This is a genomic window from Ensifer sp. Root127 (genome assembly GCF_001425225.1).
GTDB lineage: Bacteria > Pseudomonadota > Alphaproteobacteria > Rhizobiales > Rhizobiaceae > Ensifer > Ensifer canadensis.
Window position 1 is genome coordinate 68,008 of sequence record NZ_LMDX01000052.1, and the last position, 25,248, is coordinate 93,255.

22 protein-coding genes and 1 pseudogene are annotated in these 25,248 nt (G+C 62.7%); 12 read left to right on the top strand and 11 right to left on the bottom strand.

The genetic code is table 11. The features are described 5' to 3' along the window. Positions 1-113: 113 nt before the first annotated feature. Positions 114-1,898 (top strand): PAS domain-containing methyl-accepting chemotaxis protein, encoded by a 1,785-nt coding sequence (locus ASD03_RS32800; protein WP_025425031.1) that lies wholly within the window; start codon positions 114-116, stop codon positions 1,896-1,898. Positions 1,899-2,072: 174 nt separating this feature from the next. On the opposite strand, the gene ASD03_RS32805 is transcribed toward ASD03_RS32800, so the two are convergent. From ASD03_RS32805 to ASD03_RS32835, 7 genes are all read right to left on the bottom strand, one after another. Further along, positions 2,073-2,303 carry a formate dehydrogenase subunit delta gene (locus ASD03_RS32805; RefSeq protein WP_025425032.1) on the bottom strand — a complete coding sequence of 77 codons (231 nt, stop codon included), beginning with the start codon at positions 2,301-2,303 and terminating at the stop codon, positions 2,073-2,075. Further along, positions 2,293-3,117 carry a formate dehydrogenase accessory sulfurtransferase FdhD gene (fdhD, locus tag ASD03_RS32810; RefSeq protein WP_225906371.1) on the bottom strand — a complete coding sequence of 275 codons (825 nt, stop codon included), beginning with the start codon at positions 3,115-3,117 and terminating at the stop codon, positions 2,293-2,295. Before fdhD ends, ASD03_RS32805 begins: the two co-directional genes overlap by 11 nt. Before the next feature lie 35 nt (positions 3,118-3,152). Next, a complete protein-coding gene (gene fdhF / locus ASD03_RS32815; protein ID WP_025425034.1) occupies positions 3,153-6,032 on the bottom strand; it encodes a formate dehydrogenase subunit alpha in 2,880 nt (959 codons plus the stop codon). 11 nt (positions 6,033-6,043) lie between these two features. Beyond that, entirely contained in the window at positions 6,044-7,600 is a 1,557-nt protein-coding gene (locus ASD03_RS32820; protein WP_025425035.1) for an NADH-quinone oxidoreductase subunit NuoF, read from the bottom strand. Continuing rightward, positions 7,597-8,076: a formate dehydrogenase subunit gamma gene (locus ASD03_RS32825; RefSeq protein WP_025425036.1), complete on the bottom strand. Its 480-nt coding sequence runs from the start codon at positions 8,074-8,076 to the stop codon at positions 7,597-7,599. Before ASD03_RS32825 ends, ASD03_RS32820 begins: the two co-directional genes overlap by 4 nt. A gap of 172 nt (positions 8,077-8,248) precedes the next feature. After that, entirely contained in the window at positions 8,249-9,145 is an 897-nt protein-coding gene (locus tag ASD03_RS32830) for a LysR family transcriptional regulator (protein WP_025425037.1), read from the bottom strand. A gap of 10 nt (positions 9,146-9,155) precedes the next feature. Next, the gene (locus tag ASD03_RS32835) at positions 9,156-9,923 is read right to left on the bottom strand and encodes an SDR family oxidoreductase (RefSeq protein WP_025425038.1); all 768 of its coding nucleotides are present in this window, start codon (positions 9,921-9,923) and stop codon (positions 9,156-9,158) included. A gap of 173 nt (positions 9,924-10,096) precedes the next feature. Between ASD03_RS32835 and ASD03_RS32840 the strand changes: the two genes are divergently transcribed. The 8 genes from ASD03_RS32840 (at position 10,097) to ASD03_RS32875 (ending at position 18,536) form a co-directional block, all read left to right on the top strand. After that, complete coding sequence (locus ASD03_RS32840) at positions 10,097-10,861, top strand: DeoR/GlpR family DNA-binding transcription regulator (RefSeq protein WP_025425039.1); 765 nt, start codon at positions 10,097-10,099, stop codon at positions 10,859-10,861. Positions 10,862-10,991: 130 nt separating this feature from the next. Next, positions 10,992-12,509, top strand: a complete 1,518-nt coding sequence (gene glpD, locus ASD03_RS32845) for a glycerol-3-phosphate dehydrogenase (protein WP_057218341.1) — start codon at positions 10,992-10,994, stop codon at positions 12,507-12,509. 51 nt (positions 12,510-12,560) lie between these two features. Then, positions 12,561-13,631, top strand: coding sequence for an ABC transporter ATP-binding protein (locus ASD03_RS32850; RefSeq protein ID WP_025425041.1), 1,071 nt, complete (start codon positions 12,561-12,563; stop codon positions 13,629-13,631). A gap of 23 nt (positions 13,632-13,654) precedes the next feature. Further along, positions 13,655-14,725 (top strand): ABC transporter ATP-binding protein, encoded by a 1,071-nt coding sequence (locus ASD03_RS32855; RefSeq protein WP_025425042.1) that lies wholly within the window; start codon positions 13,655-13,657, stop codon positions 14,723-14,725. Between the two features lie 2 nt (positions 14,726-14,727). Next, positions 14,728-15,594: a sugar ABC transporter permease gene (locus ASD03_RS32860; protein ID WP_025425043.1), complete on the top strand. Its 867-nt coding sequence runs from the start codon at positions 14,728-14,730 to the stop codon at positions 15,592-15,594. A gap of 20 nt (positions 15,595-15,614) precedes the next feature. After that, positions 15,615-16,439, top strand: a complete 825-nt coding sequence (locus ASD03_RS32865) for a carbohydrate ABC transporter permease (protein WP_057210833.1) — start codon at positions 15,615-15,617, stop codon at positions 16,437-16,439. A 12-nt stretch (positions 16,440-16,451) separates the two neighbouring features. Then, entirely contained in the window at positions 16,452-16,736 is a 285-nt protein-coding gene (locus ASD03_RS32870) for a DUF2160 domain-containing protein (protein ID WP_057218344.1), read from the top strand. Positions 16,737-16,814: 78 nt separating this feature from the next. Continuing rightward, positions 16,815-18,536, top strand: coding sequence for an ABC transporter substrate-binding protein (locus tag ASD03_RS32875; protein WP_025425046.1), 1,722 nt, complete (start codon positions 16,815-16,817; stop codon positions 18,534-18,536). Positions 18,537-18,631: 95 nt separating this feature from the next. Here the strand turns inward: ASD03_RS32875 and ASD03_RS32880 are convergent, their stop codons facing one another. Further along, positions 18,632-19,852, bottom strand: a complete 1,221-nt coding sequence (locus ASD03_RS32880; protein ID WP_025425047.1) for an MFS transporter — start codon at positions 19,850-19,852, stop codon at positions 18,632-18,634. A 115-nt stretch (positions 19,853-19,967) separates the two neighbouring features. Further along, complete coding sequence (locus tag ASD03_RS32885) at positions 19,968-20,327, bottom strand: antibiotic biosynthesis monooxygenase (protein ID WP_025425048.1); 360 nt, start codon at positions 20,325-20,327, stop codon at positions 19,968-19,970. A gap of 160 nt (positions 20,328-20,487) precedes the next feature. Between ASD03_RS32885 and ASD03_RS32890 the strand changes: the two genes are divergently transcribed. Next, complete coding sequence (locus ASD03_RS32890) at positions 20,488-21,399, top strand: LysR family transcriptional regulator (RefSeq protein ID WP_025425049.1); 912 nt, start codon at positions 20,488-20,490, stop codon at positions 21,397-21,399. 15 nt (positions 21,400-21,414) lie between these two features. Here ASD03_RS32890 and ASD03_RS32895 read toward each other — a convergent pair whose 3' ends face one another. After that, the gene (locus ASD03_RS32895; protein ID WP_128090430.1) at positions 21,415-21,876 is read right to left on the bottom strand and encodes a hypothetical protein; all 462 of its coding nucleotides are present in this window, start codon (positions 21,874-21,876) and stop codon (positions 21,415-21,417) included. Positions 21,877-22,167: 291 nt separating this feature from the next. Here ASD03_RS32895 and ASD03_RS32900 point away from each other — a divergent pair. Both ASD03_RS32900 and ASD03_RS32905 read left to right on the top strand, forming a co-directional pair. Beyond that, positions 22,168-23,612 (top strand): annotated as a pseudogene (locus tag ASD03_RS32900) (nucleobase:cation symporter-2 family protein); the annotation flags it as partial. A gap of 109 nt (positions 23,613-23,721) precedes the next feature. Then, positions 23,722-24,633: an EamA family transporter gene (locus tag ASD03_RS32905; RefSeq protein ID WP_025425051.1), complete on the top strand. Its 912-nt coding sequence runs from the start codon at positions 23,722-23,724 to the stop codon at positions 24,631-24,633. A gap of 72 nt (positions 24,634-24,705) precedes the next feature. Here ASD03_RS32905 and ASD03_RS32910 read toward each other — a convergent pair whose 3' ends face one another. After that, positions 24,706-25,134: a Fur family transcriptional regulator gene (locus ASD03_RS32910; RefSeq protein WP_025425052.1), complete on the bottom strand. Its 429-nt coding sequence runs from the start codon at positions 25,132-25,134 to the stop codon at positions 24,706-24,708. Positions 25,135-25,248 lie beyond the last annotated feature (114 nt).

Below are 25,248 nucleotides of genomic sequence, written 5' to 3' on the forward strand. Positions count from 1 at the left end.
CCTTGTCCCCGGAGTCTGCGCCGCTCTTGGCCCCGCACGCCCTGTCGACAGCACAAGCAACAATGATCCGGCTTTCCGGTTTGAAACAACAAGAACCAAACCAGAGGGTAATCATGTTCTCTTTCGGGCAGAGTCTGGATTCACGCCAGATCGTCGCCGCGCTTTCAAAGTCGCAGGCCATGATCCAGTTCGATCTCACGGGAAAAATTTTGACGGCCAACGAAAACTTCTGCCAGGCACTTGGCTACAACCTGCAGGAGATCGTCGGCCAGCACCACCGCATGTTCTGCGCGCCGGATTATGTCCAGACCCAGGAATATCGCGACTTCTGGGCGCGGCTCGGACGCGGCGAGTTTGACGCCAATGCCTACAAGCGCGTTGCCAAGGGCGGCCGCGAAATCTGGATCCAGGCGACCTACAATCCGGTGTTTCACAACGGCAAGCCCTACAAGGTCGTAAAATTCGCAAGCGACATCACAGCGGCCAAGATCAAGGCCAACGAGGATGGCGGCAAACTCGATGCCATATCGAGATCGCAGGCGGTGATCGAATTCACCCCCGGGGGCGAAATCCTCATGGCCAACGAGAACTTCTGCAACGCACTCGGTTACAGCCTTCAGGAAATTCAGGGCAGGCATCACAGCATGTTCTGCGAACCCAGCTATGTGCGCGGCACTGAGTATGCCGAATTCTGGAAGAAGCTGGCCGCCGGCGAGTTCATCTCCAACGAGTTTGTCCGTTACGGCAAGGCCGGCAAGGAGATCTGGATCCAGGCGGCCTATAATCCGATCCGCGATCCGAGCGGCAAGGTCTACAAGGTCGTCAAGTTCGCGACCGACGTCAGCGAGCGCATGGGCGCAATCAAGGCGCTCGGCCTCGGCCTGCAGGCGCTTGCCGAGGGCGACCTCACTCACAGCCTGCCGACACCCTTCGTTCCCAGCATGGAAACGGTGCGTACCGATTTCAATGGCGCGATCGATCGGCTTTGTCGGGCGATGCAGACTGTTGGCGACAATGCCAACGCCATCGCTTCCGGCGCCCGCGAGATCCGCTCGGCCGCCGACGATCTTTCCAAACGCACGGAGCAGCAGGCGGCCTCTGTGGAGGAAACCGCAGCCGCCCTCGACGAGATCACCACGACAGTCGTCGATTCCAGCCGTCGCGCCGAAGAAGCGGGCGGACTGGTCGCCAAGACCAAGGCGGGCGCCGAACGCTCCGGCAACGTCGTCAAGAACGCGATCGGAGCGATGGATCAGATCGAGCAATCGTCACGCGAGATCTCCAACATCATCGGCGTCATCGACGACATCGCCTTCCAGACCAACCTCCTGGCGCTCAATGCCGGCGTCGAGGCGGCACGTGCCGGTGAAGCCGGCAAGGGCTTTGCTGTCGTCGCCCAGGAAGTGCGCGAACTCGCCCAGCGCTCGGCCCAGGCCGCCAAGGAGATCAAGGCGCTGATCACCGCCTCCAGCGACCACGTCAAGAACGGCGTATCGCTTGTCGGACAGACGGGGGCGGCGCTCGAGGAAATTCTGGTCCAGGTCCAGGAGATCAATCTCAACGTTTCGGCCATTGTCGAGGCCGCACGCGAGCAGTCGACGGGGTTGAAGGAGATCAACCAGGCGGTCAATTCGATGGATCAGGCAACCCAGCAGAATGCAGCGATGGTCGAGGAAAGCACGGCCGCAAGCCACAACATGTCGCGGGAAGCCGAAGCCCTCCACGCCCTGCTACGCCAGTTCCGCATCGGCCAGGACACGGCGCCGTTCGAGATGCAGCGTCACGCCGAGGAACGACAGCAGGCAACACGACTGAACGCCACCGCCCGCGCCATGCGCGGCGGACAAAGACAAGCGCTCGCCGGCGCACCATTGAACGACGGATGGCAGAATTTCTGAGCGCAATCCCTGCACCCCGCGCTCAGGAATGAGGGAAGGTGGCGACCGGTCGCCGCCTTCCCTAAAAACTCTATGGGATCGCGCCATCGCCGCATGGCGAGTACCGATCGACAGCCGCTCTCCAGTGTTCGACATCGTCAGGCGGTTCCGCAAACAAGCTGACAATCAAGATCCTCAGGCCGCTTCCGGGCGCTTGATCTTCGACGCCGCTTCAAGCACCAACGGGCTCAGACCCTCGCCGCCGCCATCGATATGCCGGAACAGCTGTCGCCGCATGCGCGGCTCCCAGAACTTGTTGATATGCGTCGCAACGCCCTCAGCGGCTTCGTCCTGCGGCTGGCTCTTGAAGAAGGTGGCGATCTGGTTCGCCATGTAGATCAGCTTGGCATTGGTGTCATGCGACATCGGCGACGGCTCCGGACTTGATGCGTTCGGCATGGGTGAAGATTTCGAATTCGTCGCCGCGCACCAGCGCGATCAACGTCATGCCCGCCGCTTGCGCCGTGCGGATCGCCAGCGCCGTCGGCGCCGAGATCGCGATGATGACTGGGCTGCCGACGACAGCGGTCTTCTGCACCATCTCGACAGAAACGCGGCTGGTAACGATGACGGCGCCGTCGCAGCCGCGGAAGCCGGCACGCGCTGCCGCGCCGACGAGCTTGTCCAGCGCATTGTGACGGCCGACGTCCTCGCGCACCGCGATCAATCCCTTGCCCGGCACATAGAATGCGGCGCCGTGCACGGCGCGCGTTTCGAAATGCAGCGGCTGCTGACCGTTGAGCAGCGCGACCGCCTTGACCACGTCTTCCTGCGACAGACGAAGCGTCGATGCCGAAACGTCGGGCGTCGGCCGCACCGCCTGCTCGATCGATTCGATGCCGCAGAGACCGCAGCCGACAGGGCCGGCCATATGGCGGCGGCGCAGGCGCAGCATGTCGTTCTGCTTGTCCTTGAGCGTGATCTGCAGGTCGATGCCGAGGTTGCCGGCAACCTCGTCGGCCATCGCCTCGACCGCTTCGATCTGGCCGGGCTCGGTGATGATACCCTCGGTCAGGCTGAAGCCGACGGCGAAGTCCTCGAGGTTCCCGGGGGTGGCCATCATCACCGCATGGGTCGAACCGCCAAAGGTGAAGGCCACCGGCGTCTCCTCCGGGACCACACGGGACCCGTCCCGCAAGGCCCCATTGCGACGGGCGGCTTCCGGCACGGTCTTCGACATCTGGAATTTCGGCATTGATGGCCCGGACATGGAGGCTACTCCGCAGCCTCCAGCTTGCCGGCGATCCGGCGTGACTGCCGCGCCTGCTCGTCATAATCCTGCTGCCAGTCCGACGGCCCGTTGGACGGCATCACCTGAACCGCCGTCACCTTGTATTCCGGGCAATTGGTCGCCCAGTCGGAGAAGTCGGTGGTGATGACGTTTGCCTGCGTCGTCGGGTGGTGGAAGGTGGTGTAGACGACACCGGGTGCCACCCGATCGGTGATCTGCGAGCGCAAGGTCGTCTCGCCGGCGCGGCTGGCAAGCCTGATCCAGTCGCCATCGTGGATGCCCCGTTGCTCGGCGTCGTGCGGGTGGATTTCCAGCCGGTCCTCCGCATGCCAGACGACATTGTCGGTGCGCCGCGTCTGGGCGCCGACATTATACTGGCTGAGAATGCGGCCGGTGGTCAGAAGCAGCGGGAAGCGCGGACCGGTGCGCTCGTCCGTCGCGACATATTCGGTGCGGATGAATTTGCCCTTGCCGCGTACGAAGCCGTCGACATGCATGATCGGCGAGCCCTCCGGGTGTTTCTCATTGCAGGGCCACTGCACGGAACCCATCTTGTCCAGATAGTCGTAGGAGACGAGCGCAAAGCTCGGCGTCGTCGCGGCGATCTCGTCCATGATTTCGGAGGGGTGGCGATAGCTCCAGTTGAGACCCATGGCCTGCGCCAGCTTCTGCGTCACTTCCCAGTCGGCATAGCCGTTCTTCGGCGTCATCACCTTGCGCACGCGGTTGATGCGGCGCTCGGCATTGGTGAAGGTGCCGTCCTTCTCGAGGAAGGTCGAGCCCGGCAGGAACACATGAGCGTAGTTGGCCGTCTCGTTGAGGAAGAGGTCGTGCACGACGACGCACTCCATCGCCGCAAGGCCGGCGGCCACATGCTTGGTATCCGGGTCGGACTGCAGGATGTCCTCGCCCTGGATGTAGATGCCCTTGAAGGTGCCGTCGACCGCGGCGTCGAGCATGTTCGGGATGCGCAGACCCGGCTCGTTGGAAATCTCGACACCCCAGAGCTTCTCGAAGGTCTCGCGCGTTGCATCGTCGGAGACGTGGCGGTAACCCGGCAGCTCGTGCGGGAACGAGCCCATGTCGCAGGAGCCCTGTACATTGTTCTGGCCGCGCAGCGGGTTAACGCCGACGCCCGGCCGGCCGATATTGCCGGTGACCATCGCGAGGTTGGCGATCGCCATGACGGTGGTCGAGCCCTGGCTGTGTTCGGTGACGCCGAGGCCGTAATAGATCGCGCCGTTGCCGCCGGTGGCATAGAGCCGTGCCGCCCCACGCACCAGTTCGGCAGGGACGCCGGTATAGGCCTCGGTCGCTTCCGGGCTGTGATAGGGCTCAGCGACGAAGGCTGCCCAGTCCTCATATTCCGACCAGTCGCAGCGTTCGCGGATGAAGGCCTCGTTGGCGAGGCCCTCCGTAACGATGACATGCGCCAGCGACGTCAGAATGGCAACGTTGGTGCCGGGCTGCAGAGGCAGGTGATAGGATGCTTCGATATGCGGCGAGCGCACGATATCGGTGCGGCGCGGATCGATGACGATCAGCTTTGCGCCCTCACGCAAACGCTTCTTCAGCCGCGAAGCAAAGACTGGATGGCCGTCCGTCGGGTTGGCGCCGATGATCACCGCAACGTCGGTGAACTCGACCGAATCGAAGTTCTGCGTGCCGGCCGAGGTGCCGAAGGCCTGGCCGAGGCCGTAGCCGGTCGGCGAGTGGCAGACGCGGGCGCAGGTGTCGACATTGTTGTTGCCGAAACCGGCGCGCACCAGCTTCTGCACCAGATAGGTCTCTTCGTTGGTGCAGCGCGACGAGGTGATGCCGCCGACCGAATCGCGGCCATACTGATACTGGATGCGCCGGAACTCCGCGGCCACATGCGCATAGGCCTGCTCCCAGGTCACTTCGCGCCAGGGATCGGAGATCTTTTCGCGGATCATCGGGTTGAGGATGCGATCCCCATGGTTCGAGTAGCCATAGGCAAACCGGCCCTTGACGCAGGAATGGCCGCGGTTCGCCTGGCCGTCCTTCCACGGCACCATGCGCACCAGTTCCTCGCCGCGCATCTCCGCCTTGAACGAGCAGCCGACGCCGCAATAGGCGCAGGTGGTGACGACGGAATGCTCCGGCTGGCCGATCTCAATCACCGACTTTTCCGTCAGCGTCGCCGTCGGGCAGGCCTGGACGCAGGCGCCGCAGGAGACGCATTCCGACGACATGAAGTCTTCGGCCATGCCTGCGGAAACGCGGCTGTCGAAACCACGGCCGCCGATCGTCAGCGCGAACGTGCCCTGCACTTCCTCGCAGGCGCGCACGCAGCGCGAGCAGACGATGCATTTCGCCGGATCAAAGGTGAAGTAGGGGTTGGATTCGTCCTTCGGCTGCCATTTGGCGTTGATGCCGCCGTTGTTGCGCGCCTTGACGTGATTGTCACCCTCATAGCCGTAGCGAACATCGCGAAGGCCGACTGCGCCGGCCATGTCCTGCAGCTCGCAGTCGCCATTGGCGGCACAGGTCAGACAGTCGAGCGGATGGTCGGAAATATAGAGTTCCATCACCCCGCGGCGAACGTCCTTCAGCCGCGGCGTCTGGGTCGACACTTCGAGCCCCGGCGCCACTGGCGTGGTGCAGGAGGCGGGCATGCCGGCCCGGCCCTTGATCTCGACGAGACAGAGCCGGCACGACCCGAAGGCGTCCATCATGTCGGAGGCGCAGAGCTTCGGCACCTCGATGCCGGCATCCATCGCCGCCCGCATGATCGACGTGCCCTCGGGCACCGTCACCTCACGGCCGTCGATAGTCAGCGTCACCATGGTTTCGGAGCGGGAGGCCGGCGTTCCATAGTCGATTTCATGAATGAGAGACATGGTCTTCCTCCTCACTCCGCCGCTTCGACAAGCGGAGCCGGTTTAAAATCATCCGGAAAATGCGTCATGGCGCTGACGACGGGATAGGGCGTGAACCCGCCGAGCGCGCAGAGCGAGCCGAACTTCATGGTGTTGCAGAGATCGGAGAGCAATTCGCGGTTCTTCTCCGGCTCGATGCCGGCGGCGATCTTGTCGGCCACCTCGACGCCGCGGGTCGAGCCGATGCGACAGGGCGTGCACTTCCCGCAGCTCTCGATGGCGCAGAATTCCATGGCGAAACGCGCCTGTTTCAGCATGTCGGCGGTATCGTCGAAGACGACGATGCCGGCATGGCCGATCAAACCGTCCCTTGCGGCAAAAGCTTCATAGTCGAACGGCGTGTCGAACAGCGCGCGCGGGAAATAGGCGCCGAGCGGGCCGCCCACCTGCACCGCCTTGACCCGACGGCCGCTCGCCGTGCCGCCGCCGATATGATCGATGATCTCGCCGAGCGCCAGGCCGAAGGCGGTTTCGAATAGGCCGGGATGCTTGACGTTGCCAGCGATCTGGATCGGGATCGTGCCGCGCGAACGGCCCATGCCGAAGTCGCGGTAGAAGACAGCACCCTTGTCCATGATGACAGGAACGGAGGCGAGCGAGATGACGTTGTTGATGACGGTCGGACAGTCGAACAGGCCCTTGTGTGCCGGCAACGGCGGCTTGGCGCGCACGATGCCGCGCTTGCCCTCGAGGCTGTTCAGGAGCGCCGTTTCCTCGCCGCAGACATAGGCGCCGGCGCCGGTGCGCACCTCCATGTCGAACGCCCGGCCGGAGCCGAGCACCGATGGCCCGAGCACGCCAGCGGCACGCGCGATCTCGATCGCCTTAGCCATCGTCGCGATCGCATGCGGATATTCGGACCTCGTGTAGATGAAGCCCTTGGTCGCACCGGTCGCGAGCCCTGATATCGCCATGCCTTCGATCAGCACGAAGGGATCGCCCTCCATGATCATCCGGTCGGCAAAGGTGCCGCTGTCGCCCTCGTCGGCGTTGCAGACGATGTATTTGCGTGCGCCAGCGGCTTCGAGCACGGTCTTCCACTTGATCCCGGTCGGAAAGCCGGCGCCGCCGCGACCGCGAAGACCACTGTCGGTCACCTGGGCAACGATTGCCATCGGCTCCATGGCGATGGCGTTCTCAAGTCCGCGAAGACCGCCATGCGAGCGGTAATCGTCGAGCGACAGCGGATCGATGACGCCACAGCGCGCAAACGTCAGCCGTGTCTGCTGCTTCAGGAACGGAATATCCTCGGTCTTCCCGAGACAGAGCGCGTGATCGCCGCCGGCAACAAGCCCGGCATCAAGCAGAGAGACAACATCACGGGCCTTCACCGGCCCATAGGCGACGCGCCCCTCCGAGGTTTCCACCTCGACCAGCGGCTCCAGCCAGTGCAGTCCGCGCGAACCGTTGCGCACAATGGCAACGTCGAGGCCGCGCGCGGCGACCGCGTCCTCCATCGCCTTTGCAACCTTGTCGGCGCCCAGCGCCAATGCTGCGGCATCACGGGGAATGTAGATCTTTGTTGTCATCGGCGCGCCTCCGCGACGAGAGCTTCGAGATCGTCGGCATCGACCCGGGCATGCACCTCTCCGTCGAGCATCGCGGAGGGTGCGCAGGAACAGAGCCCGAGACAGTAGACCGGCTCGAGCGTCACCGCGCCGTCGGGTGTCGTCTCGTGGAAGTCGATGCCGAGCAGGTGCTTGGCGCGTTCCGCAAGCGCATCGCCGCCCATCGACTGGCAGGCTTCGGCGCGACAGAGCTTCAACACATGACGACCGGCCGGGTGCTCGCGAAAATCGTGATAGAAGGAAAAGACGCCGTAGACTTCGGCGCGCGACAGGTTGAGCTCCCGCGCGATGACAGGCAGACAGTCCTGCGGCACATATCCGAACTCGTGCTGGATCTCATGCAGGATCGGCAGCAGCGGCCCTTCGAGCCCCTTCAGTTCCTCGACGATCGCAAGCGTGCGTCCGGGCACATCGCCACGCGGCTGGTGAATATTCACTCAGGAGCCCTCCCGGCTCGCGGCTGCAGCGCCCCTTGTACGGACCTCGCCCAGCTCGAATTGGCATCTTCTGGGAAGGCCGTTTCCTCCACGCCCTTGCCCAAGAGTGAAAAGCTTCGCCCTTCTGGCCGGAAGGGTCAATAAGGCTGTTTCGTTGATTGATAGAAAAAATCTATTGAACCTGATTTCGTTCGCCGAGAATGCGCGCTTCGTGCAAAAGCGCCGATACCAGCGGCGTGAATGGTTCACGATGGGTCGCAACCAGGCCAACGGTGTGGCGGGCATCCGGTTCGACGATCGGAATCATCTTGATATCATCGTGAAAGCCGAATGATTTCGCGACGTTAAACGGCATGATGCTCGCCCAGCGACCGGTGCGCACATGGGAGAAAAGCACGATCATCGAGTTTGATTCGAGCGTCGGCTCAGCGACGACGCCGGCCTCGGAAAGATGCTGGTTGACGATGCGGCGGTTCTGCATATCGGCGGTCAATAGACAAAGCCGAACGTTGCTAACCTCCTTCCACGTCACGGTTTCGCGATCGGAAAGCGGCGTTCCGGTGGCCGTCACGAGGTGATATCGCTCGATCTGCAGCGGAACGCTGGTCACGCGCCCGAGCGGCTCGTTCTCCAGATAGGTCAGTCCGGCATCGATCTCGAGGTTTTCGAGCAGCGCCAGGATCTGCAACGAGGTGGTCGACAGCACCGAGAACGTCACATCCGGATGCTTCTCCTGAAACGGCGCGGTGATCATCGGCACCATGGCAAGCGTCGTCGGGATCGCCGCCAGCCTGATATGCCCGGAGAGCCCCTTGCGCGCCGCGCGCATTTCCTCGCGCATCGTGCGGGCATCGCCGACGATGCGCCGCGCCCATTCCAGCACCCGCTGCCCCTCCGGGGTCAGCCCCTGAAAACGCGAACCGCGGCTGACGAGCATGACGCCGAGCTGTTCTTCCAGCTGGCGGATTGCCGCCGACAACGTCGGTTGCGTCACGCCGCATTCAAGCGCCGCCCGGCCGAAGTGCCTTTCGCGAGCGAGCACCAGGAACATTTCCAGCTTGTCGATCATCACACGTGTCTCAAGCGATCAACTGGCCGCCGTTGACCTCCAGCACTTGGCCCGTGATGTAGCCGGCAAGCGCATGGGAGGCGAGGAAGAGATAGGCCGGCGCGCAGTCTTCGGCGGTTCCGAGCCTGCCGATCGGGATTGTCTTGCGCGTTGCCTCCAGTTTCTCCGGCGACGAGTAACGCTCGTGAAACTCTGTCGTGATGGTGCCGGGCGAAACGCAATTGACCCTTATGCCTTCCGGGGCCAGTTCGCGCGCCAGCGCCTTGGAATAGGTGGAGACGAACGCCTTGGTTGCCGAATAGATCGAGGAGCCGGCGCTGCCGCCGGTCAGCGCCGAAATCGACACGGTGTTGACGATCGCCGGATGCGTGCCTTTGCGAAGAAGCGGCAACATGGCGCGTGTCATCTCGACCACCGAGGTCTGGTTGAGCTGAACGACGGTGCGATACTGTTCGTCCGTCAGTTCCGCCGCCGGAAAGCGGCCAACCATCGTGCCGGCATTGTTGACAAGGATATCGACGCTGTCGAATCGGCTGCGGATCGCCTCCGCCAAAGCCTCGACGCCGCCATCCGCCAGGAAGTCGGCTGCAGCCACATGCGCCCGGCCCTCGGTCGCTGCCGTCTCCAGAAAATCCGGCAGTTCCCCGACCGATCGCCCGGCATGCACGAAGACACGCGCGCCGCAATCGAGGAACTGGCGCGCCACCTCAAGGCCGATGCCGCGTCCGCCACCGGTCACCACCACATTCATGCCCTTGAACAAGGCCGGATGAAACATGTCTTTTCCCTCTTCCCGTCATTGCCAAAGTCGCCTATCGCCGAGGCGATTGCAACGCGCGCAATCGACATAGCCGACGACGAAAGCAGATTCGCGACAAACGCCGATTTCTGAAATTGCACAGCTTTCGTTTTTGCATATTATGAAAAAAAACGAAAACGGGAGGTTTCGGAATGTATCTGACGGGGCGGCAGGCGGAAATCCTGGAACTGGCGAAGAACGAAGGACGCGTGCTCGTCGAGGAGCTGGCGCAGCGCTTTTCGGTGACGCCGCAAACCATCCGCAAGGACCTGAACGACCTCTGCGACGCCAAGATCCTGAACCGGATTCACGGCGGCGCGATCTTCCCGAGCGGCAAGGAAAACGTCAAATACGATGCCCGCCGCCAGATCGCCGCACCGGAGAAGCAGGCGATCGGCAGGGCGGCCGCCGCCCTCATCCCCGACAACGCCTCGCTGTTCATCAACATCGGCACGACGACGGAAGCGGTCGGCGAAGCACTTCTCGACCACAAGGAATTGATGGTCATCACCAACAATATCAACGTCGCCAACCACTTGCGCGTCTTTCCCTCGATCGAGGTGGTTATCACCGGCGGCGTCGTTCGCGGCTCCGACGGCGGTATCGTCGGCGAGGCTGCGGTCGATTTCATCAAGCAGTTCAAGGTCGACTTCGCCGTCATCGGCGCCTCGGCCATCGACCATGACGGCGCGCTGCTCGATTTCGATTTTCGCGAAGTGAAAGTCGCCCAGGCGATCATCGCCAATGCCCGCCATGTCATCCTCGTTTCCGACTCGACAAAATTCGAAAGAACGGCCCCGGTCCGCATCGGCCATATCTCCCAGGTTCAGACCTTCATCACCGATCGCTGTCTCATTGATAACGTGCGGAAAATCTGCGCAGAGCAGGACGTTCGCCTGATCGAAACCGAGGCTTGAAGATCGTTTTTTAGACTGTCCTGAGATTCGAACAACATTCGTTTGACATTCGATATCTTTTCGCTTTAACTGATTTCGCTTTCGCGACTGCATCAATTTGTGCATTGCGAAACGTGGGAGGGGAAAAGCAGTGGCAGAGCAGGCAATCTTCGACGTCTTCATTATCGGCGGCGGCATCAACGGATGCGGCATTGCGCGTGATGCGGTCGGTCGGGGATACTTCGTCGCGCTCGCTGAAATGAACGACTTTGCCTCCGGCACGTCGTCCGGCTCGACCAAGCTCATCCACGGCGGCCTGCGCTATCTCGAACATTATGAGTTCCGCCTGGTGCGCGAGGCGCTGATGGAGCGCGAAGTGCTCTGGGCAATGGCACCGCACGTCATCTGGCCGATGCGCTTCGTCCTTCCCTATCATAAGGGCGGCCCGCGCCCGGCCTGGCTCATCCGCCTCGGCCTGTTTCTTTACGACCATATTGGCGGCCGCAAGCTGCTGCCGGCAACGGCCACGCTCGACATGACGCGCGATCCGGCCGGAAAGCCGCTGAAGCGGCTCTTTACCAAGGCTTTCGAATATTCCGACGGTTGGGTCAACGATGCCCGACTGGTCGTGCTCAATGCCCGCGATGCCGCCGACCGCGGCGCCCGGATCATGGCGCGCACCCGGGTGATCTCGGCAAAGCGCGACAACGGCAACTGGGTGGTCGACACGGAAAATGCCGCGACCGGCGAACGTCGGCAGATCCGAGCGCGCATGCTGGTCAATGCCGCAGGCCCTTGGGTCGATGCGGTACTATCAGGCGCGCTCGGCAAGAACGACGTTCACAATGTGCGCCTGGTCCAGGGCAGCCACATCGTCGTCCGCAAGAAGTTCAACGACCCCCGCGCCTATTTCTTCCAGAATCCGGATGGCCGGATCATGTTCGCCATCCCCTATGAGGACGATTTCACGCTGATCGGCACCACCGATCGCGACTATACCGGCAACCCGGCCGACGTCCGCATCAGCGACGCCGAGGTCGACTACCTCTGCAAGGCCGCGAGCGAGTATTTCCTCGAGCCGATAGAAAAGGACGACATCGTCTGGACCTATTCCGCCGTTCGCCCGCTGTTCGACGACGGCGCCAGCAAGGCGCAGGAAGCAACCCGCGACTACGTTCTTCGCGTCGAAGGCGACAGGGCCGCGGCCCCGCTCCTCAACGTTTTCGGCGGCAAGCTGACGACCTATCGCCGCCTGAGCGAATCCGCGCTCGAGAAGATCGGCGATGCCATCGGCGTCAAGGGTGCCAAGTGGACCGCCGGCTCAAGCCTGCCGGGCGGGGACTTCCCGGCCAAGGGCTACGCCGACGAAGTCGCAAAACTTCACAAGAAGTATCCCTTCCTTGCCGCCGGCCATGTGCGTCGGCTGGTACGCCTCTACGGCACGCGCGCGTCCGCGCTCATTGGAGCGGCAGCGAATGAAGCAGCCCTTGGCCATCATTTCGGCGCCGACCTCTATGAGGCGGAAGTGAAGTGGCTGATCGAGCAGGAATGGGCCCGGCACGCCGAGGACGTGCTGTGGCGGCGCACCAAACTGGGATTGAAGCTGACGTCCGGCGAGGCGACGGCGCTGGAGGAATACATGCGGGGCGCGGCGCACGCCGCCGCCTGAGGGCCCCGCATTCAAGACTGCCGATGGCTGGGTGGAACACCGGAGAATTCAATGCTTGAAATGAAGAAGATATCCAAGGTCGTGGGTGGGGAGACGCATATCCTCCCGACCGATCTTGTGCTGGAAAGGGGGTCGCTCAATGTGCTGCTCGGCCCGACCCTTTCCGGCAAGACGTCGCTGATGCGGCTGATGGCCGGCCTCGACAAGCCTGCCTCCGGCTCGCTGATCTTCGACGGCACCGACGTCACCGGCCTGCCGGTGCAGAAGCGCTCCGTAGCGATGGTCTACCAGCAGTTCATCAACTACCCGTCGATGACCGTCTATGACAACATCGCCTCGCCGATGCGCATCAAGGGTTCGGACGCAGCCACGATCGACCGCGAAGTGCGCAAGGCCGCCGAACTGCTCAAGCTCACGCCCTATCTCGACCGGACGCCGCTCAGCCTTTCCGGCGGCCAGCAGCAGCGGACGGCGCTGGCGCGCGCCATCGTCAAGAATGCCGATCTCGTGCTGCTCGACGAACCGCTCGCCAACCTCGACTACAAGCTGCGCGAAGAACTGCGCGAGGAACTGCCGAAGCTCTTCGCAGCCTCCGGCGCGATCTTCGTCTATGCGACCACCGAACCTTCCGAAGCTCTGCTTCTCGGCGGCAACACCGCTACGCTTAGCCAGGGCCGGATCACCCAGTTCGGCAAGACCATCAACGTCTTCCGTCGCCCGGTGGACCTGGTGACGGCACGCACCTTCGCCGATCCGCCGCTGAACACGATCGAGCTCATCAAATCAGGCTCGATCTTCACCTTTGACGGCAAACACGTGCTGTCGGTTCCCGCCCATCTGTCGGCGTTGCCGGACGGCCCCTGCACGGTCGCCTTCCAGCCGCACCATCTGTCGTTCGACCGTCCCTTCGACGGCGCGACGCCGCTGACGGTAAAGACGGCAATCTCGGAAATCGCAGGTTCCGAAAGCTTCATCCACGTCGGATTTTCCGGCGCGCGCTGGGTCATGCTGGCGCCGGGCATTCACGACATCGAACCGGACGCAACCCTCGAGGTTTTCGTCGATATCCGCCACCTGATGGTCTTCGGGCCGGATGGGCGCGCGATCGGCGGAACCGCCTGAGGAGGCGCTGGGAGGAAACGAAAATGGCACGCATCGATCTCGAACATATCCGCCACGCCTATGGCGCCAAGCCGAAGTCGGAAAACGACTACGCGCTCAAGGAAGTGCACCACAAATGGAACGATGGCGGCGCCTACGCGCTGCTCGGTCCGTCCGGTTGCGGCAAGACCACGCTGCTCAACATCATCTCGGGCCTGATCAATCCGTCCGAGGGACGCATCCTCTTCGACGGCAAGGACGTGACGCACCTGTCCACGCAGGACCGCAACATCGCCCAGGTGTTCCAGTTCCCGGTCATCTACGACACGATGACCGTCTACGACAATCTCGCCTTTCCCCTGCGCAACCGGCATGTGCCGGAGACCGAGGTCGATCGCCGCGTCAAGGAGATCATCGAGATGATCGGCCTTGGCGGCTGGGCGGGCAAAAAGGCGCAAGGGCTGACGGCCGACCAGAAGCAGAAGATCTCGCTTGGCCGCGGCCTGGTGCGCTCCGACGTCAGCGCCATCCTGTTCGACGAGCCGCTGACCGTCATCGACCCGGAAATGAAATGGGTGCTGCGCTCGCAGATCAAGCGCCTGCACAAGCAGTTCGGCTTCACCATGGTCTATGTCACCCACGACCAGACCGAGGCGCTCACCTTCGCCGACAAGGTCGTCGTCATGTATGACGGCCAGATCGTGCAGATCGGCACGCCGGCCGAGCTTTTCGAGCGGCCGCGCCATACCTTCGTCGGCTACTTCATCGGTTCGCCGGGCATGAACGTGCTGCCGGCCAGGATCGACGGCAGCACCGCGACGATCGGCAGCGAGACCATCGCTCTCAACTTCCGGCCCGAGATCAAGGCCGGCGCCAAGACCGAACTCGGCATTCGCCCGGAATTCGTGTCGATCGGTCGCGAGGGCATGCCGGTTGCGATCACCAAGGTCGAGGATATCGGCCGCCACAAGATCGTGCGCGCCCGCTTCGCCGACCAGCCGATCTCGATCATCCTCGACGAGGACGGCGCCATTCCGGCCGAGCCGCGCATCGCCTTCGACCAGAAGGCCATCAACATCTACGCCGATTCCTGGCGCGTCGGCGGGGAGGCCTGATCATGGAAAAGACCTGGAACAACAAAGCCTGGTTCATGGTTCTGCCGGTGCTGGTGCTCGTCGCCTTCTCGGCGGTGATCCCGCTGATGACCGTGGTCAACTACTCGGTTCAGGACACCTTCGGCAACAACGAGTTCTTCTGGGCCGGCACCGACTGGTATGTCGACGTGCTGACCTCAGACCGGTTCTGGGACGCGCTCACCCGCAACCTGATCTTCTCGGCGATCATCCTCGCCATCGAAATTCCGCTCGGCATCATCATTGCGCTCAACATGCCCAAGAAGGGCCTCGGCGTTCCGGTCTGCCTCGTCCTGATGGCACTGCCGCTTTTGATCCCGTGGAACGTCGTCGGCACCATCTGGCAGGTCTTCGGCCGCGTCGACATCGGCCTGCTCGGCCACACGCTGGAAGCGTTGGGCATCAACTACAACTATGTACAAAACCCCATGGACGCCTGGGTGACGCTGATCGTCATGGACGTCTGGCACTGGACGAGCCTCGTCGTACTTCTGTGCTATGCCGGTCTCGTCTCGATCCCCGACGCCTACTACCAGGCCGCCAAGATCGACGGCGCATCGCGCTGGTCCGTCTTCCGCTACATCCAGTTGCCGAAGATGAAGCGCGTGCTCCTGATCGCCTTCCTGCTGCGTTTCATGGACTCATTCATGATCTATACCGAGCCCTTCGTCGTCACCGGCGGCGGCCCCGGCAACTCGACCACCTTCCTGTCGATCGACCTCGTCAAGATGGCCATCGGCCAGTTCGACCTCGGTCCGGCGGCAGCCCTGTCGATCATCTACTTCCTCATCGTCCTGCTGCTCTCGTGGATCTTCTACACCGTGATGACCACAAGCGACGCGCAGAGCTGAGCCGGAAGGGAGGAAAAACCATGACCGCTACAACACAACCCCTGTCGCAACGCCTCTCCTGGCTGATCCCGACGGTCTATATCCTGTTTCTGCTGCTGCCGATCTACTGGCTCGTCAACATGAGCTTCAAGGAGACGAGCGAGATCCTCAGCACGTTTTCGCTGTGGCCGCAGAACCCGACCCTGCGGAACTATACGGTGATCTTCACCGATCCGTCCTGGTACAAGGGCTATATCAACTCGATCATCTATGTCGTCATGAACACGGTGATCTCGGTGGCAGCCGCCCTGCCTGCAGCCTACGCCTTCTCTCGTTATCGCTTCCTTGGCGACAAGCACCTGTTCTTCTGGCTCTTGACCAACCGCATGGCGCCGCCGGCCGTTTTCGCCCTGCCGTTCTTCCAGCTCTATTCGGCCTTCGGCCTGATCGATACGCACATTGCCGTGGCGCTTGCCCACTGCCTGTTCAACGTGCCGCTGGCGGTCTGGATCCTGGAAGGCTTCATGTCGGGCGTGCCGAAGGAGATCGACGAAACCGCCTATATCGACGGCTATTCGTTCCCGCGCTTCTTCGTGAAGATCTTCACGCCGCTGATTGCCTCCGGCATCGGTGTCGCGGCCTTCTTCTGCTTCATGTTCTCCTGGGTCGAGCTGCTGCTGGCCCGCACGCTGACGACAACCGCGGCAAAGCCGATCGCCGCCATCATGACCCGGACCGTGTCCGCCTCCGGCCTCGACTGGGGCGTTCTGGCCGCGGCCGGCGTGCTGACCATCATCCCCGGCGCGCTCGTCATCTATTTCGTGCGCAACTACATCGCCAAGGGCTTTGCCCTGGGCCGCGTCTAAAGGAGCTTCGTGATGAATTTCTCATGGATGGCATGGACGCTGCCGACGGCGTTGTTCTTCATCACCATCGCGCTGCTGCTCATCGGCATGGGCGTGTGGGAATATGTCTCGCCGGGCGGCAACCCGCGCGTCGGCATCCTGCGCTTCGAAACGACCCGAGGTGACCGGCTCTTCGTCTCGCTGCTCGGCAGCGCCTTCATTCACCTCGCATGGCTCGGCTTCGGCGGCGGACAGGACCTCTGGTGGGCGCTGGCGCTCTCCGTCGTCTATGCCGTCGGCGTCTTTCGCCACGTCTGAGGCGATCGAAATGGCAGGTCCGGGAGGGCCTTCCGACACTGCAATGAACGCAATCGCAAAACCCAAAGGGAGGAAATTATGCGACGGCACCTTTTCACGACGACAGCGGCAGTGCTGCTGGCTCTTACCGGCACGGCATTCGCCGGCATGGACGAGGCAAAACAGTTCCTCGACAAGGAAGTCGGCGATCTCTCCACGCTCGACCGCGCCGGCCAGGAAGCGGAAATGCAATGGTTCATCGATGCCGCCAAGCCGTTTGCCGGCATGGACATCAAGGTCGTTTCCGAAACGCTGACCACGCATGAATACGAATCCAAGGTGCTGGCTTCCGCCTTCACCGCGATCACCGGCATCAAGATCACCCACGACCTGATCGGTGAAGGCGACGTCGTCGAAAAGCTGCAGACGCAGATGCAGTCCGGCGAGAACATCTACGACGCCTATGTCAACGACAGCGACCTGATCGGCACCCATTGGCGCTACCAGCAGGTGCGCAACCTCACCGACTGGATGGCCAACGAAGGCAAGGACGTCACCAATCCCGGCCTCGACATCGCCGACTTCATCGGCACGTCGTTCACCACCGCTCCGGACAAGAAGCTCTACCAGCTTCCCGACCAGCAGTTCGCCAACCTCTACTGGTTCCGCTACGACTGGTTCAACGACGAGAAGAACAAGGCGGACTTCAAGGCGAAGTACGGCTACGACCTCGGCGTTCCCGTCAACTGGTCTGCCTATGAGGACATCGCCGAATTCTTCACCGGCCGTGAGATCGACGGCAAGAAAGTCTATGGCCACATGGACTACGGCAAGAAGGACCCGTCGCTCGGCTGGCGCTTCACCGACGCGTGGCTGTCGATGGCCGGCAACGGCGACAAGGGCATCCCGAACGGCCTGCCGGTCGACGAATGGGGCATCAAAGTCAACGAGAAATCCCAGCCGGTCGGCTCGTGCGTCGCCCGTGGCGGCGACACCAACGGCCCGGCCGCGGTCTACTCGATCGCCAAATACCTCGATTGGCTGAAGGCCTATGCGCCGCCGGAAGCCCAGGGCATGACCTTCTCCGAATCGGGCCCGGTCCCCGCCCAGGGTGCCGTCGCTCAGCAGATCTTCTGGTACACGGCGTTCACCGCCGATGCCGTCAAGAAGGGCCTGCCTGTTGTCAACGAGGATGGCACGCCGAAGTGGCGCATGGCCCCCTCGCCGCATGGCGTCTACTGGAAGGACGGCATGAAGCTCGGCTACCAGGACGTGGGTTCCTGGACGCTGATGAAGTCGACCCCGGAAGACCGCGCCAAGGCCGCATGGCTCTATGCGCAGTTCGTGACGTCGAAGACTGTGGACGTGAAGAAGAGCCATGTCGGCCTGACGCTCACCCGCGAATCCTCGATCCAGCACGAGAGCTTCACCAAACGTGCGCCGGAACTCGGCGGTCTGATCGAGTTCTATCGTTCGCCGGCCCGCGTGCAGTGGTCGCCGACGGGCACCAACGTTCCTGATTATCCGAAGCTGGCTCAGCTCTGGTGGCAGGCCATCGGTGACGCCTCCTCTGGCGCCAAGACACCGCAGGAAGCGATGGACTCGCTGTGCGCCGAGCAGGAGAAGGTGCTTCAGCGCCTCGAACGCGCCGGTATCCAGGGCGAGATCGGTCCGAAGCTCGCCGAGGAACACGACCTCGAATACTGGAACGCTGAAGCCGTCAAGGCCGGCAACCTCGCTCCGCAGCTGAAGATCGAGAACGAAAAAGAAAAGCCGATGACCGTCAATTACGACGAACTGGTCAAAAGCTGGCAGCAGTAACAAGCCCAAGACGACGGCCGCCCGTGCAAACGGGCGGCCGAAGATCAGGAGATGCGGCACCGGGGTCGGCAACGGCCCCGGTTTTTTCATGCCTGTCAGCCGGAGCGGGACGGAAATCCATGCCGGCTAGCCCATGCCACGGCCGGGGCCTGCAGCAGGATCGCCAGCAGGACCGCTGGAAAGATCGCTGCGCCGACACTGTCGAGCAGCACGCCGCCGGCCAAGCCGCCGCCGGCCATCGCCGCGTTCCAGGCCGTGACGATCATCGACTGCGCCGCATCCGCTTCCGTCCCGGCCGCCTTTGCGGAGGCGGTCTGAAACAGCGTCGCTGCACCGCCGAAGGCGAGACCCCAGGCGACAACGCCGATATAGATCGCGGCCGACTGCTCGCCCCAGACGGCAAGCAGCAGTGACGCTGCCGCAAAGAGCATCATGCTCGCCAGCACCAGCAAACGCAGATGCCTATCGACAAGGGCGCCGATGATCGGAATGACAACGAGCGAGGCGATGCCAAAGACAAGAAGTACCGTGTCAGCCCGCGCATCAAGCCCTGACGGTTCCAGGAACGGCACGATGTAGGTGTAGAGGATGTTATGGGCGAAAACGACGGCAAACATCACGAACAGAATGGGTCGGATCCCGGGCAGCCGGAACACCGACGAAAGCGCCAGGCGTCGTTCGGCGCGCTGCCCCGGAGAGTTGGGAAGCGACCATAAAACCCAGCCGACGAGCAGGGCCGCCATGATGCTCAGGAGGCCGAAGGTCAGGCGCCAGCCGGCCATAGCGCCAAGCAGGGTGCCGGCGGGAATGCCTATCGAAAGCGCCACCGGAGCACCGAGCATGGCAACGGTGATCGCCCGCCCCTGCTGCTGCGGCGGTACCATGCGGCTGGCGTAGCCGGCGGCCAGTGCCCACAACAGCCCGGCAAAGACGCCGGCAAGGAAACGCGCCGCCATCGTCACGACATAGTCGGTCGAGAGCGCTGTGACCGTGTTGACGACGGCAAATCCCGAGATCGCCGTGATCAGCAGCGGCCGCCGACGCCAGGTCTTCGTCAGCGCCACGAGCGGGATGGCCGCGACCAGCGAGCCGATCGCATAGATCGTCACCATCTGCCCGGCCAGGGACTGAGAGACGTCGAGATCGGCGCTGATCTGCAGCAACAGGCCGGCCGGCGACGCCTCCGTGAGGATGGTGATGAAGCCGGCGGTCGCAAGCGCAAGCAGCGCCGCAAGCGGCAGCCCGGCCCCGGCGACAACGACGGGCGTGGATGCTGCTTCCTGCGGAGCCGGAAGCGCGCAGTCGGTGGATTGCATGGATAGTGTCTTTCAGGATGATCGCCAGTGACGTCTCTCTTGACGGCAATAGCGGAATGGAAGCGCGTGCCAGGTGTTCGCCGCCGGCCGAAGCGGGCGGCGATCTCGTTTGTGCCTAAGCTGCGGTTACGGCGCGCTTGGGCAGCACGATGTCATCGACGCGATAGGTGTGAAACTCGCAGGTTGAGACCGAATTCAGCGCCCTGAACTTTTCCAGGAAGACCGCGTCGGTGAAGAACTCCTCGACGTTTCCTTCGCCGGCTATCGCTTCGATATTGACCACCGTCTGGCCGTCGGTGCTCTTGGAGAGGTTGCTCCAGAGAAAGCCCTCCTTGCGCTCGGCCACATAGTTCACGACGTCCTGGATCAGCCGGAACGCTTCCTCCTGCTTGCCCGGGTGGGCGTGGATGACATTGACGATGAAGACGGTCGGTTCCGGATCCCTATGGAAACCCGCCACAAGTGCCTGCTGCATGTTTTCTCCTTCTGTCGCCGACGATGTTTTCGCACGTCACGAACGCGCGTTTGTCGGACGGGCGGACTATGACGAGCTTCCAATCAGAGAAAAATACGCTACAGCTCCGAAGATATCGGACAAAAATATCCACAATTCCCGAAACGGATGAGGACGGCGGATGGACAGCCTTGGTGCACTCAATGCTTTCGTGCAGGCGGCGGACTTCCGCAGCTTTACGGAGGCCGCAACCCAGCTCGGCGTTTCACCCTCCGCCGTCGGCAAGGCGATTGCCCGGCTGGAGGAGCGGTTGAGCGTTCGCCTCTTTCATCGCAGCACCCGCAGCGTCACGTTGACCCCGGAAGGCACGCTGTTTCTCGAACGCTGCCGGCGGATTTTTTGCGAAATCGAAGCGGCCGAGGCCGAACTGGTTCAGAGCCAGGAGGCTCCGCGCGGCAAGCTGCGCGTCAGCCTGCCCATGGCCGGCATGCTGCTGATGCCGACGCTGACGGCCTTCATGCGCGCCTATCCGGAGGTCGAGATCGATCTCGATTTCTCCGACCGCATGGTCGACGTTATCGAGGAGGGGTTCGACGCGGTCGTGCGCAGCGGGGAAATCGGCGACTCCAGGCTGATGACGCGTCAGCTTGGCACGTTTCACCCCTATCTCGTCGCATCACCCGACTACTTCGAAAGACATGGGAAGCCGGAGGCGCCTGCGGATCTCGAACAACACCACTGCCTGCACCATCGCTTTCCCTCGACGGGCAAGCTCGAGCCCTGGCCGCTGGTGCAGGACGGCGCCGAAGCCAACGTCGATGTGCCGGTAACGGCCGTCTCCAATGCCCTGGAGCCGCTGATCCATATGGCCGAGGAAGGGCTCGGTATCGCCTGCCTTCCCAACTTCACGATCAGACGGCAGATGCGCGAGGGAACACTCGTATCGGTTCTCGATAACCAGCTGCGCCGCTACGGCACCTACCGGATCCTGTGGCCGTCCAGCCGGCATCTCGCGCCGAAACTGCGCGTCTTCGTCGACTTCATGGCTGCCAATCTCTTCCCGACCAGTGGTGCGTCATCGGGCTCGGCTTGACCGATAGCGGCCGCACTACGATTTCGCCATCACGCGGCGCGCGGTTTTGCCCGGCCGATCCTTGTCGAAAATCGCTCTGATTGCCTGTTTCGTGCCATCGTCCATCAGCACGATCATGTCGAGGTAGAGCTGCTTGTCGACGATGACGAAGCGGACATCGAACGGCTTGCCACCATAGTGGCCGCTGACGTTCTCGCTCCATCGGCCGATGCCGGCCGCAGTCGTGGAGCCCGTCTTCAGGTCCGCATGGGCAAAGGCAAACCAGCCGTTGTTGGAAGACACCTTCAGGATAGGCCCGTGCTGCTTGATCGCCAGCCAGCAGGTTCCGCAGGTGCCGGCGTTCGACACCATCTGTCGCCACTGCCCCGGAAAATCTTCGGTTTCGGCGTTGGCGGCAAACGGCCACAGAACAATGGCGACGGCAATCAATGCGCCGACCAAACGGCGAAACGTGCCAGCAGGCGACGAAAATCTCATATGCTGCAATCCCATGGACACCGGCGGAGGCGAGCCTTCGCCTCGACGCCAGTGCACACTGCCTGCGCTGCATTGCGGCAACGTTGCATCCGTTGGCGTCTTTTTCCGCGGTGCCTTCGGTGCAGCATTCCCTTTGCCCACTCCCCCCGGATTCCCGAAAGTGTTTACTCCACGGTTGCACTTGCGGCACTCTGTCTCGGCACCAAAGATACCCTTTACCCTGTTGGAGGATGGGGCCCCCTGTTGGAGGACGGGGGAAGCGGACTGGTCGACGTGATGGGAGGAGTAACCATGAGCGACGCATCCAGCATACACCCGGTGGACGAGAGCCAATCGGCAAGCTCGCGACCCTCGGGATTCAGCATGTCCTTGTCATGTACGGTGGCGCCGTCGCGGTTCCGCTGATTGTTGGCCGGGCCCTGCAGCTCAGCCCTCAGGACGTCGCTTTCCTGATTTCCGCCGATCTTTTCGTCTGTGGCCTCGTCACCATCATCCAGTCTCTCGGCATTACCCGGAGCGTCGGCATCCGTCTTCCCGTGATGATGGGCGTGACCTTCGCTTCCGTCGGCCCGATGGTGTCGATGGCAACGATGACGCCCGGACAGGAGGGCGCCCGACTGATCTTCGGCGCCATTATCGGCGCCGGGTTGGTCGCGCTGCTGCTCGCCCCGATCATGGGGCGGCTGTTGCGTTTCTTCCCGCCGATCGTCACCGGCACCATCATTCTGGTGATCGGCGTGACCTTGATGCGCGTCGGCGTCAACTGGATCTTCGGCAATCCCTTCGGACCGACGGCACCGAAGCTGGTCGATCCGACCCACGCCGAATGGCTGGCCGAGCTGAAGAAGCTCGCCACGACAGGCGGCCCGGCCGTTCCCGACGGCGTCGTGCTTGGCGCAACGGTGCCGAACCCTGCTTATGCCGAACTGAGCCATGTGGTACTTGCCGCCTTCGTGCTCATCTCCATCCTCGTGGTCGCGCGCTACGGCCGCGGGCTGATCAGCAACATTGCGGTTCTGACCGGCATCGTCATCGGCTGCGTCTTTGCAGCGAGCCTTGGCATGATGCATTTCGACCGGGTTGCGGATGCCGGCTGGTTCGCGGTCGTCACGCCGTTGCGTTTCGGCATGCCGATTTTCGATCCGGTGCTGATCGCCACCATGTCGCTGGTGATGATCGTCGTCATGATCGAATCGACAGGCATGTTCCTGGCGCTGGGCGAAATAACCAACAAGGAAGTCTCGCAGCAGCAGCTGACGGCCGGCCTTCGCGTCGACGGCATCGGCACGATGATCGGCGGCCTGTTCAATACCTTCCCCTACACCAGCTTCTCGCAGAATGTCGGTCTCGTCGGCGTCACCGGCGTGAAGAGCCGTTATGTCTGCGTCATGGGCGGCGTGATCATGATCGTGCTCGGCCTGATCCCGAAGATGGGCGCGCTGGTCGAGGCGGTTCCAACCTTCGTGCTCGGCGGCGCCGGCCTGGTGATGTTCGGCATGGTGGCAGCCACCGGCGTGCGCATCCTGTCGACCGTCGACTTCAAGTCATCGCGCAACAACCTGTTCGTCGTTGCCGTCTCGGTCGGTTTCGGCCTGATCCCGCTGATCGCGCCGAACTTCCTGATGTGGATGCCGCATGCGATCCACCCGATCATCGAATCGGGCATCGTGCTCGCCTCGATCTCGGCAGTGGTGCTCAACGCCTTCTTCAACGGATTGAGCGTCGAACGCTCTGCCCGGCAGGCCGTTCCAAAAAGCCCCGACACTTCGATCGCCAACGAAGCATCGACAGGTGTCGGCACGGTAGAAAGAGGACAACGAAAACGCCCCGAAGGATTCGACGACGATGGCCAAGACCAACCTCACCCTCGAGCTTCTGCTGCTCGCTCTTCTCGCAACGCTTTGGGGCGCATCCTATACCTTCATCAAGATCGGCGTCGAAACCATTCCCCCGGTGACGCTGATTGCCGCCCGCACGCTGATCGCCGGCACCATCCTGCTCGCCGTCCTCCGCTTTCGCGGCATCAAGCTGCCGCGCGACGCAGCCACATGGAAGCGCTTCCTGTTCCAGGCCTGCCTCAACAGCGTCTTCCCGTTTACCCTGATCGCCTGGGCAGAGCAGACGATCGACGCCGGCGTCGCCTCGATCCTCAACGCCGCCACCCCCATCTTCGCCTTCCTGCTGACGGCGCTGATCACCCGCCACGAGCCGGCATCGACAAGAAAGCTGATCGGCGTCGTGGCCGGCATGGCCGGCATCAGCCTGATCATCGGCGTTGAAGCCTTCGGCGGCCTGGGTGACCAGCTGCTGGCCCAGCTTGCCGTGGTCTTCGCAACCGTCTGCTACGCCGGCGCCGCCATCTTCGGAAAGAGCTTCAGGGGCCTCGACCCGATGGTTCCGGCCGCAGGCTCGCTCCTTGCAGGTGCCGTGCTTCTCATCCCCGCAAGCCTTGTCATCGACCAGCCATGGACGCTTGCCCCTTCCGCTCAGTCGGTGATCGCGCTCGTCTGCTTGGCGGTGTTCTCGACGGCGCTGGCCTTCGCCATCTATTTCCGGCTGATCCAGACGCTCGGTTCGGTCGGCGCTACCGCGCAAGCCTACCTGCGCGTTCCCGTCGGGGTCACCATCGGCGTTCTCTTTCTCGGAGAAAGATTGTCGGACACGATCTGGATCGGCCTTGCCTGCGTCGTCATCGGCGTCGCAGCCATGACCATCCCGGCGCGCCGGGCCGGGCCGGCCCTTGCCGATCGCGGCTAGTCTCAAGGCCAAAACGGAAAAGGCGCAGCGATTGCCCCGCTGCGCCTTTCGTCAGTCACGGCGCTATGTCGATCAGTCCTTGCGCTTGCGGCAATAGAGCTCGAGCCGGTGACGAACCAGGTCGTAACCGAGTTCGGCGGCGATCTCCGCCTGCAGCTGCTCGATCTTGTCGGAGCGAAACTCGATCACAGCGCCGGTGTCGATGTCGATCAGGTGGTCATGGTGCGGAGCGTCGGCCGTCTCGAAACGGGCGGTGGCACTTTCAAAGGCGTGGCGATGGACGACGCCCTGGTGCTCCAGCGCCGACAGTGTCCTGTAGACCGTCGACAGCGAAACGGTGGCATCGATTTCCTTGGCGCGGCGGTGCAATTCGCTCGCATCCGGGTGGTCTTCGGCGGTCGCGAGAATCTTCAGGATTGCCGCACGCTGCCGCGTCACGCGCACACCACCATCTCTCAGGACGCCTTCCAGCTCTTCGATGCGATTTTTGTTCTGTTTCATGGTCGTACACTAGCCAAGGCCGATAAGTTTGAAAATAGCTAGTTGCGAATGCTTCTCATGTGCATTGACTTATGCAAATCATTCGCCTAGTCCTGTGAACGACAACATCGGGGA

What these genes read in the sequence shown, in the direction of transcription:
- ASD03_RS32890 (WP_025425049.1), top strand. Translation starts at nt 20,488, where the DNA reads ATGGACAGCCTTGGTGCACTCAATGCTTTCGTGCAGGCGGCGGACTTC.
- ASD03_RS32800 (WP_025425031.1), top strand. Translation starts at nt 114, where the DNA reads ATGTTCTCTTTCGGGCAGAGTCTGGATTCACGCCAGATCGTCGCCGCG.
- ASD03_RS32840 (WP_025425039.1), top strand. Translation starts at nt 10,097, where the DNA reads ATGTATCTGACGGGGCGGCAGGCGGAAATCCTGGAACTGGCGAAGAAC.
- ASD03_RS32905 (WP_025425051.1), top strand. Translation starts at nt 23,722, where the DNA reads ATGGCCAAGACCAACCTCACCCTCGAGCTTCTGCTGCTCGCTCTTCTC.
- fdhD (WP_225906371.1), bottom strand. Translation starts at nt 3,117, where the DNA reads ATGTCGAAGACCGTGCCGGAAGCCGCCCGTCGCAATGGGGCCTTGCGG.
- ASD03_RS32855 (WP_025425042.1), top strand. Translation starts at nt 13,655, where the DNA reads ATGGCACGCATCGATCTCGAACATATCCGCCACGCCTATGGCGCCAAG.
- ASD03_RS32860 (WP_025425043.1), top strand. Translation starts at nt 14,728, where the DNA reads ATGGAAAAGACCTGGAACAACAAAGCCTGGTTCATGGTTCTGCCGGTG.
- ASD03_RS32875 (WP_025425046.1), top strand. Translation starts at nt 16,815, where the DNA reads ATGCGACGGCACCTTTTCACGACGACAGCGGCAGTGCTGCTGGCTCTT.
- fdhF (WP_025425034.1), bottom strand. Translation starts at nt 6,032, where the DNA reads ATGTCTCTCATTCATGAAATCGACTATGGAACGCCGGCCTCCCGCTCC.
- ASD03_RS32885 (WP_025425048.1), bottom strand. Translation starts at nt 20,327, where the DNA reads ATGCAGCAGGCACTTGTGGCGGGTTTCCATAGGGATCCGGAACCGACC.
- ASD03_RS32820 (WP_025425035.1), bottom strand. Translation starts at nt 7,600, where the DNA reads ATGACAACAAAGATCTACATTCCCCGTGATGCCGCAGCATTGGCGCTG.
- ASD03_RS32910 (WP_025425052.1), bottom strand. Translation starts at nt 25,134, where the DNA reads ATGAAACAGAACAAAAATCGCATCGAAGAGCTGGAAGGCGTCCTGAGA.
- ASD03_RS32895 (WP_128090430.1), bottom strand. Translation starts at nt 21,876, where the DNA reads ATGAGATTTTCGTCGCCTGCTGGCACGTTTCGCCGTTTGGTCGGCGCA.
- ASD03_RS32835 (WP_025425038.1), bottom strand. Translation starts at nt 9,923, where the DNA reads ATGTTTCATCCGGCCTTGTTCAAGGGCATGAATGTGGTGGTGACCGGT.
- ASD03_RS32880 (WP_025425047.1), bottom strand. Translation starts at nt 19,852, where the DNA reads ATGCAATCCACCGACTGCGCGCTTCCGGCTCCGCAGGAAGCAGCATCC.
- ASD03_RS32870 (WP_057218344.1), top strand. Translation starts at nt 16,452, where the DNA reads ATGAATTTCTCATGGATGGCATGGACGCTGCCGACGGCGTTGTTCTTC.
- ASD03_RS32830 (WP_025425037.1), bottom strand. Translation starts at nt 9,145, where the DNA reads ATGATCGACAAGCTGGAAATGTTCCTGGTGCTCGCTCGCGAAAGGCAC.
- ASD03_RS32805 (WP_025425032.1), bottom strand. Translation starts at nt 2,303, where the DNA reads ATGTCGCATGACACCAATGCCAAGCTGATCTACATGGCGAACCAGATC.
- ASD03_RS32865 (WP_057210833.1), top strand. Translation starts at nt 15,615, where the DNA reads ATGACCGCTACAACACAACCCCTGTCGCAACGCCTCTCCTGGCTGATC.
- ASD03_RS32850 (WP_025425041.1), top strand. Translation starts at nt 12,561, where the DNA reads ATGCTTGAAATGAAGAAGATATCCAAGGTCGTGGGTGGGGAGACGCAT.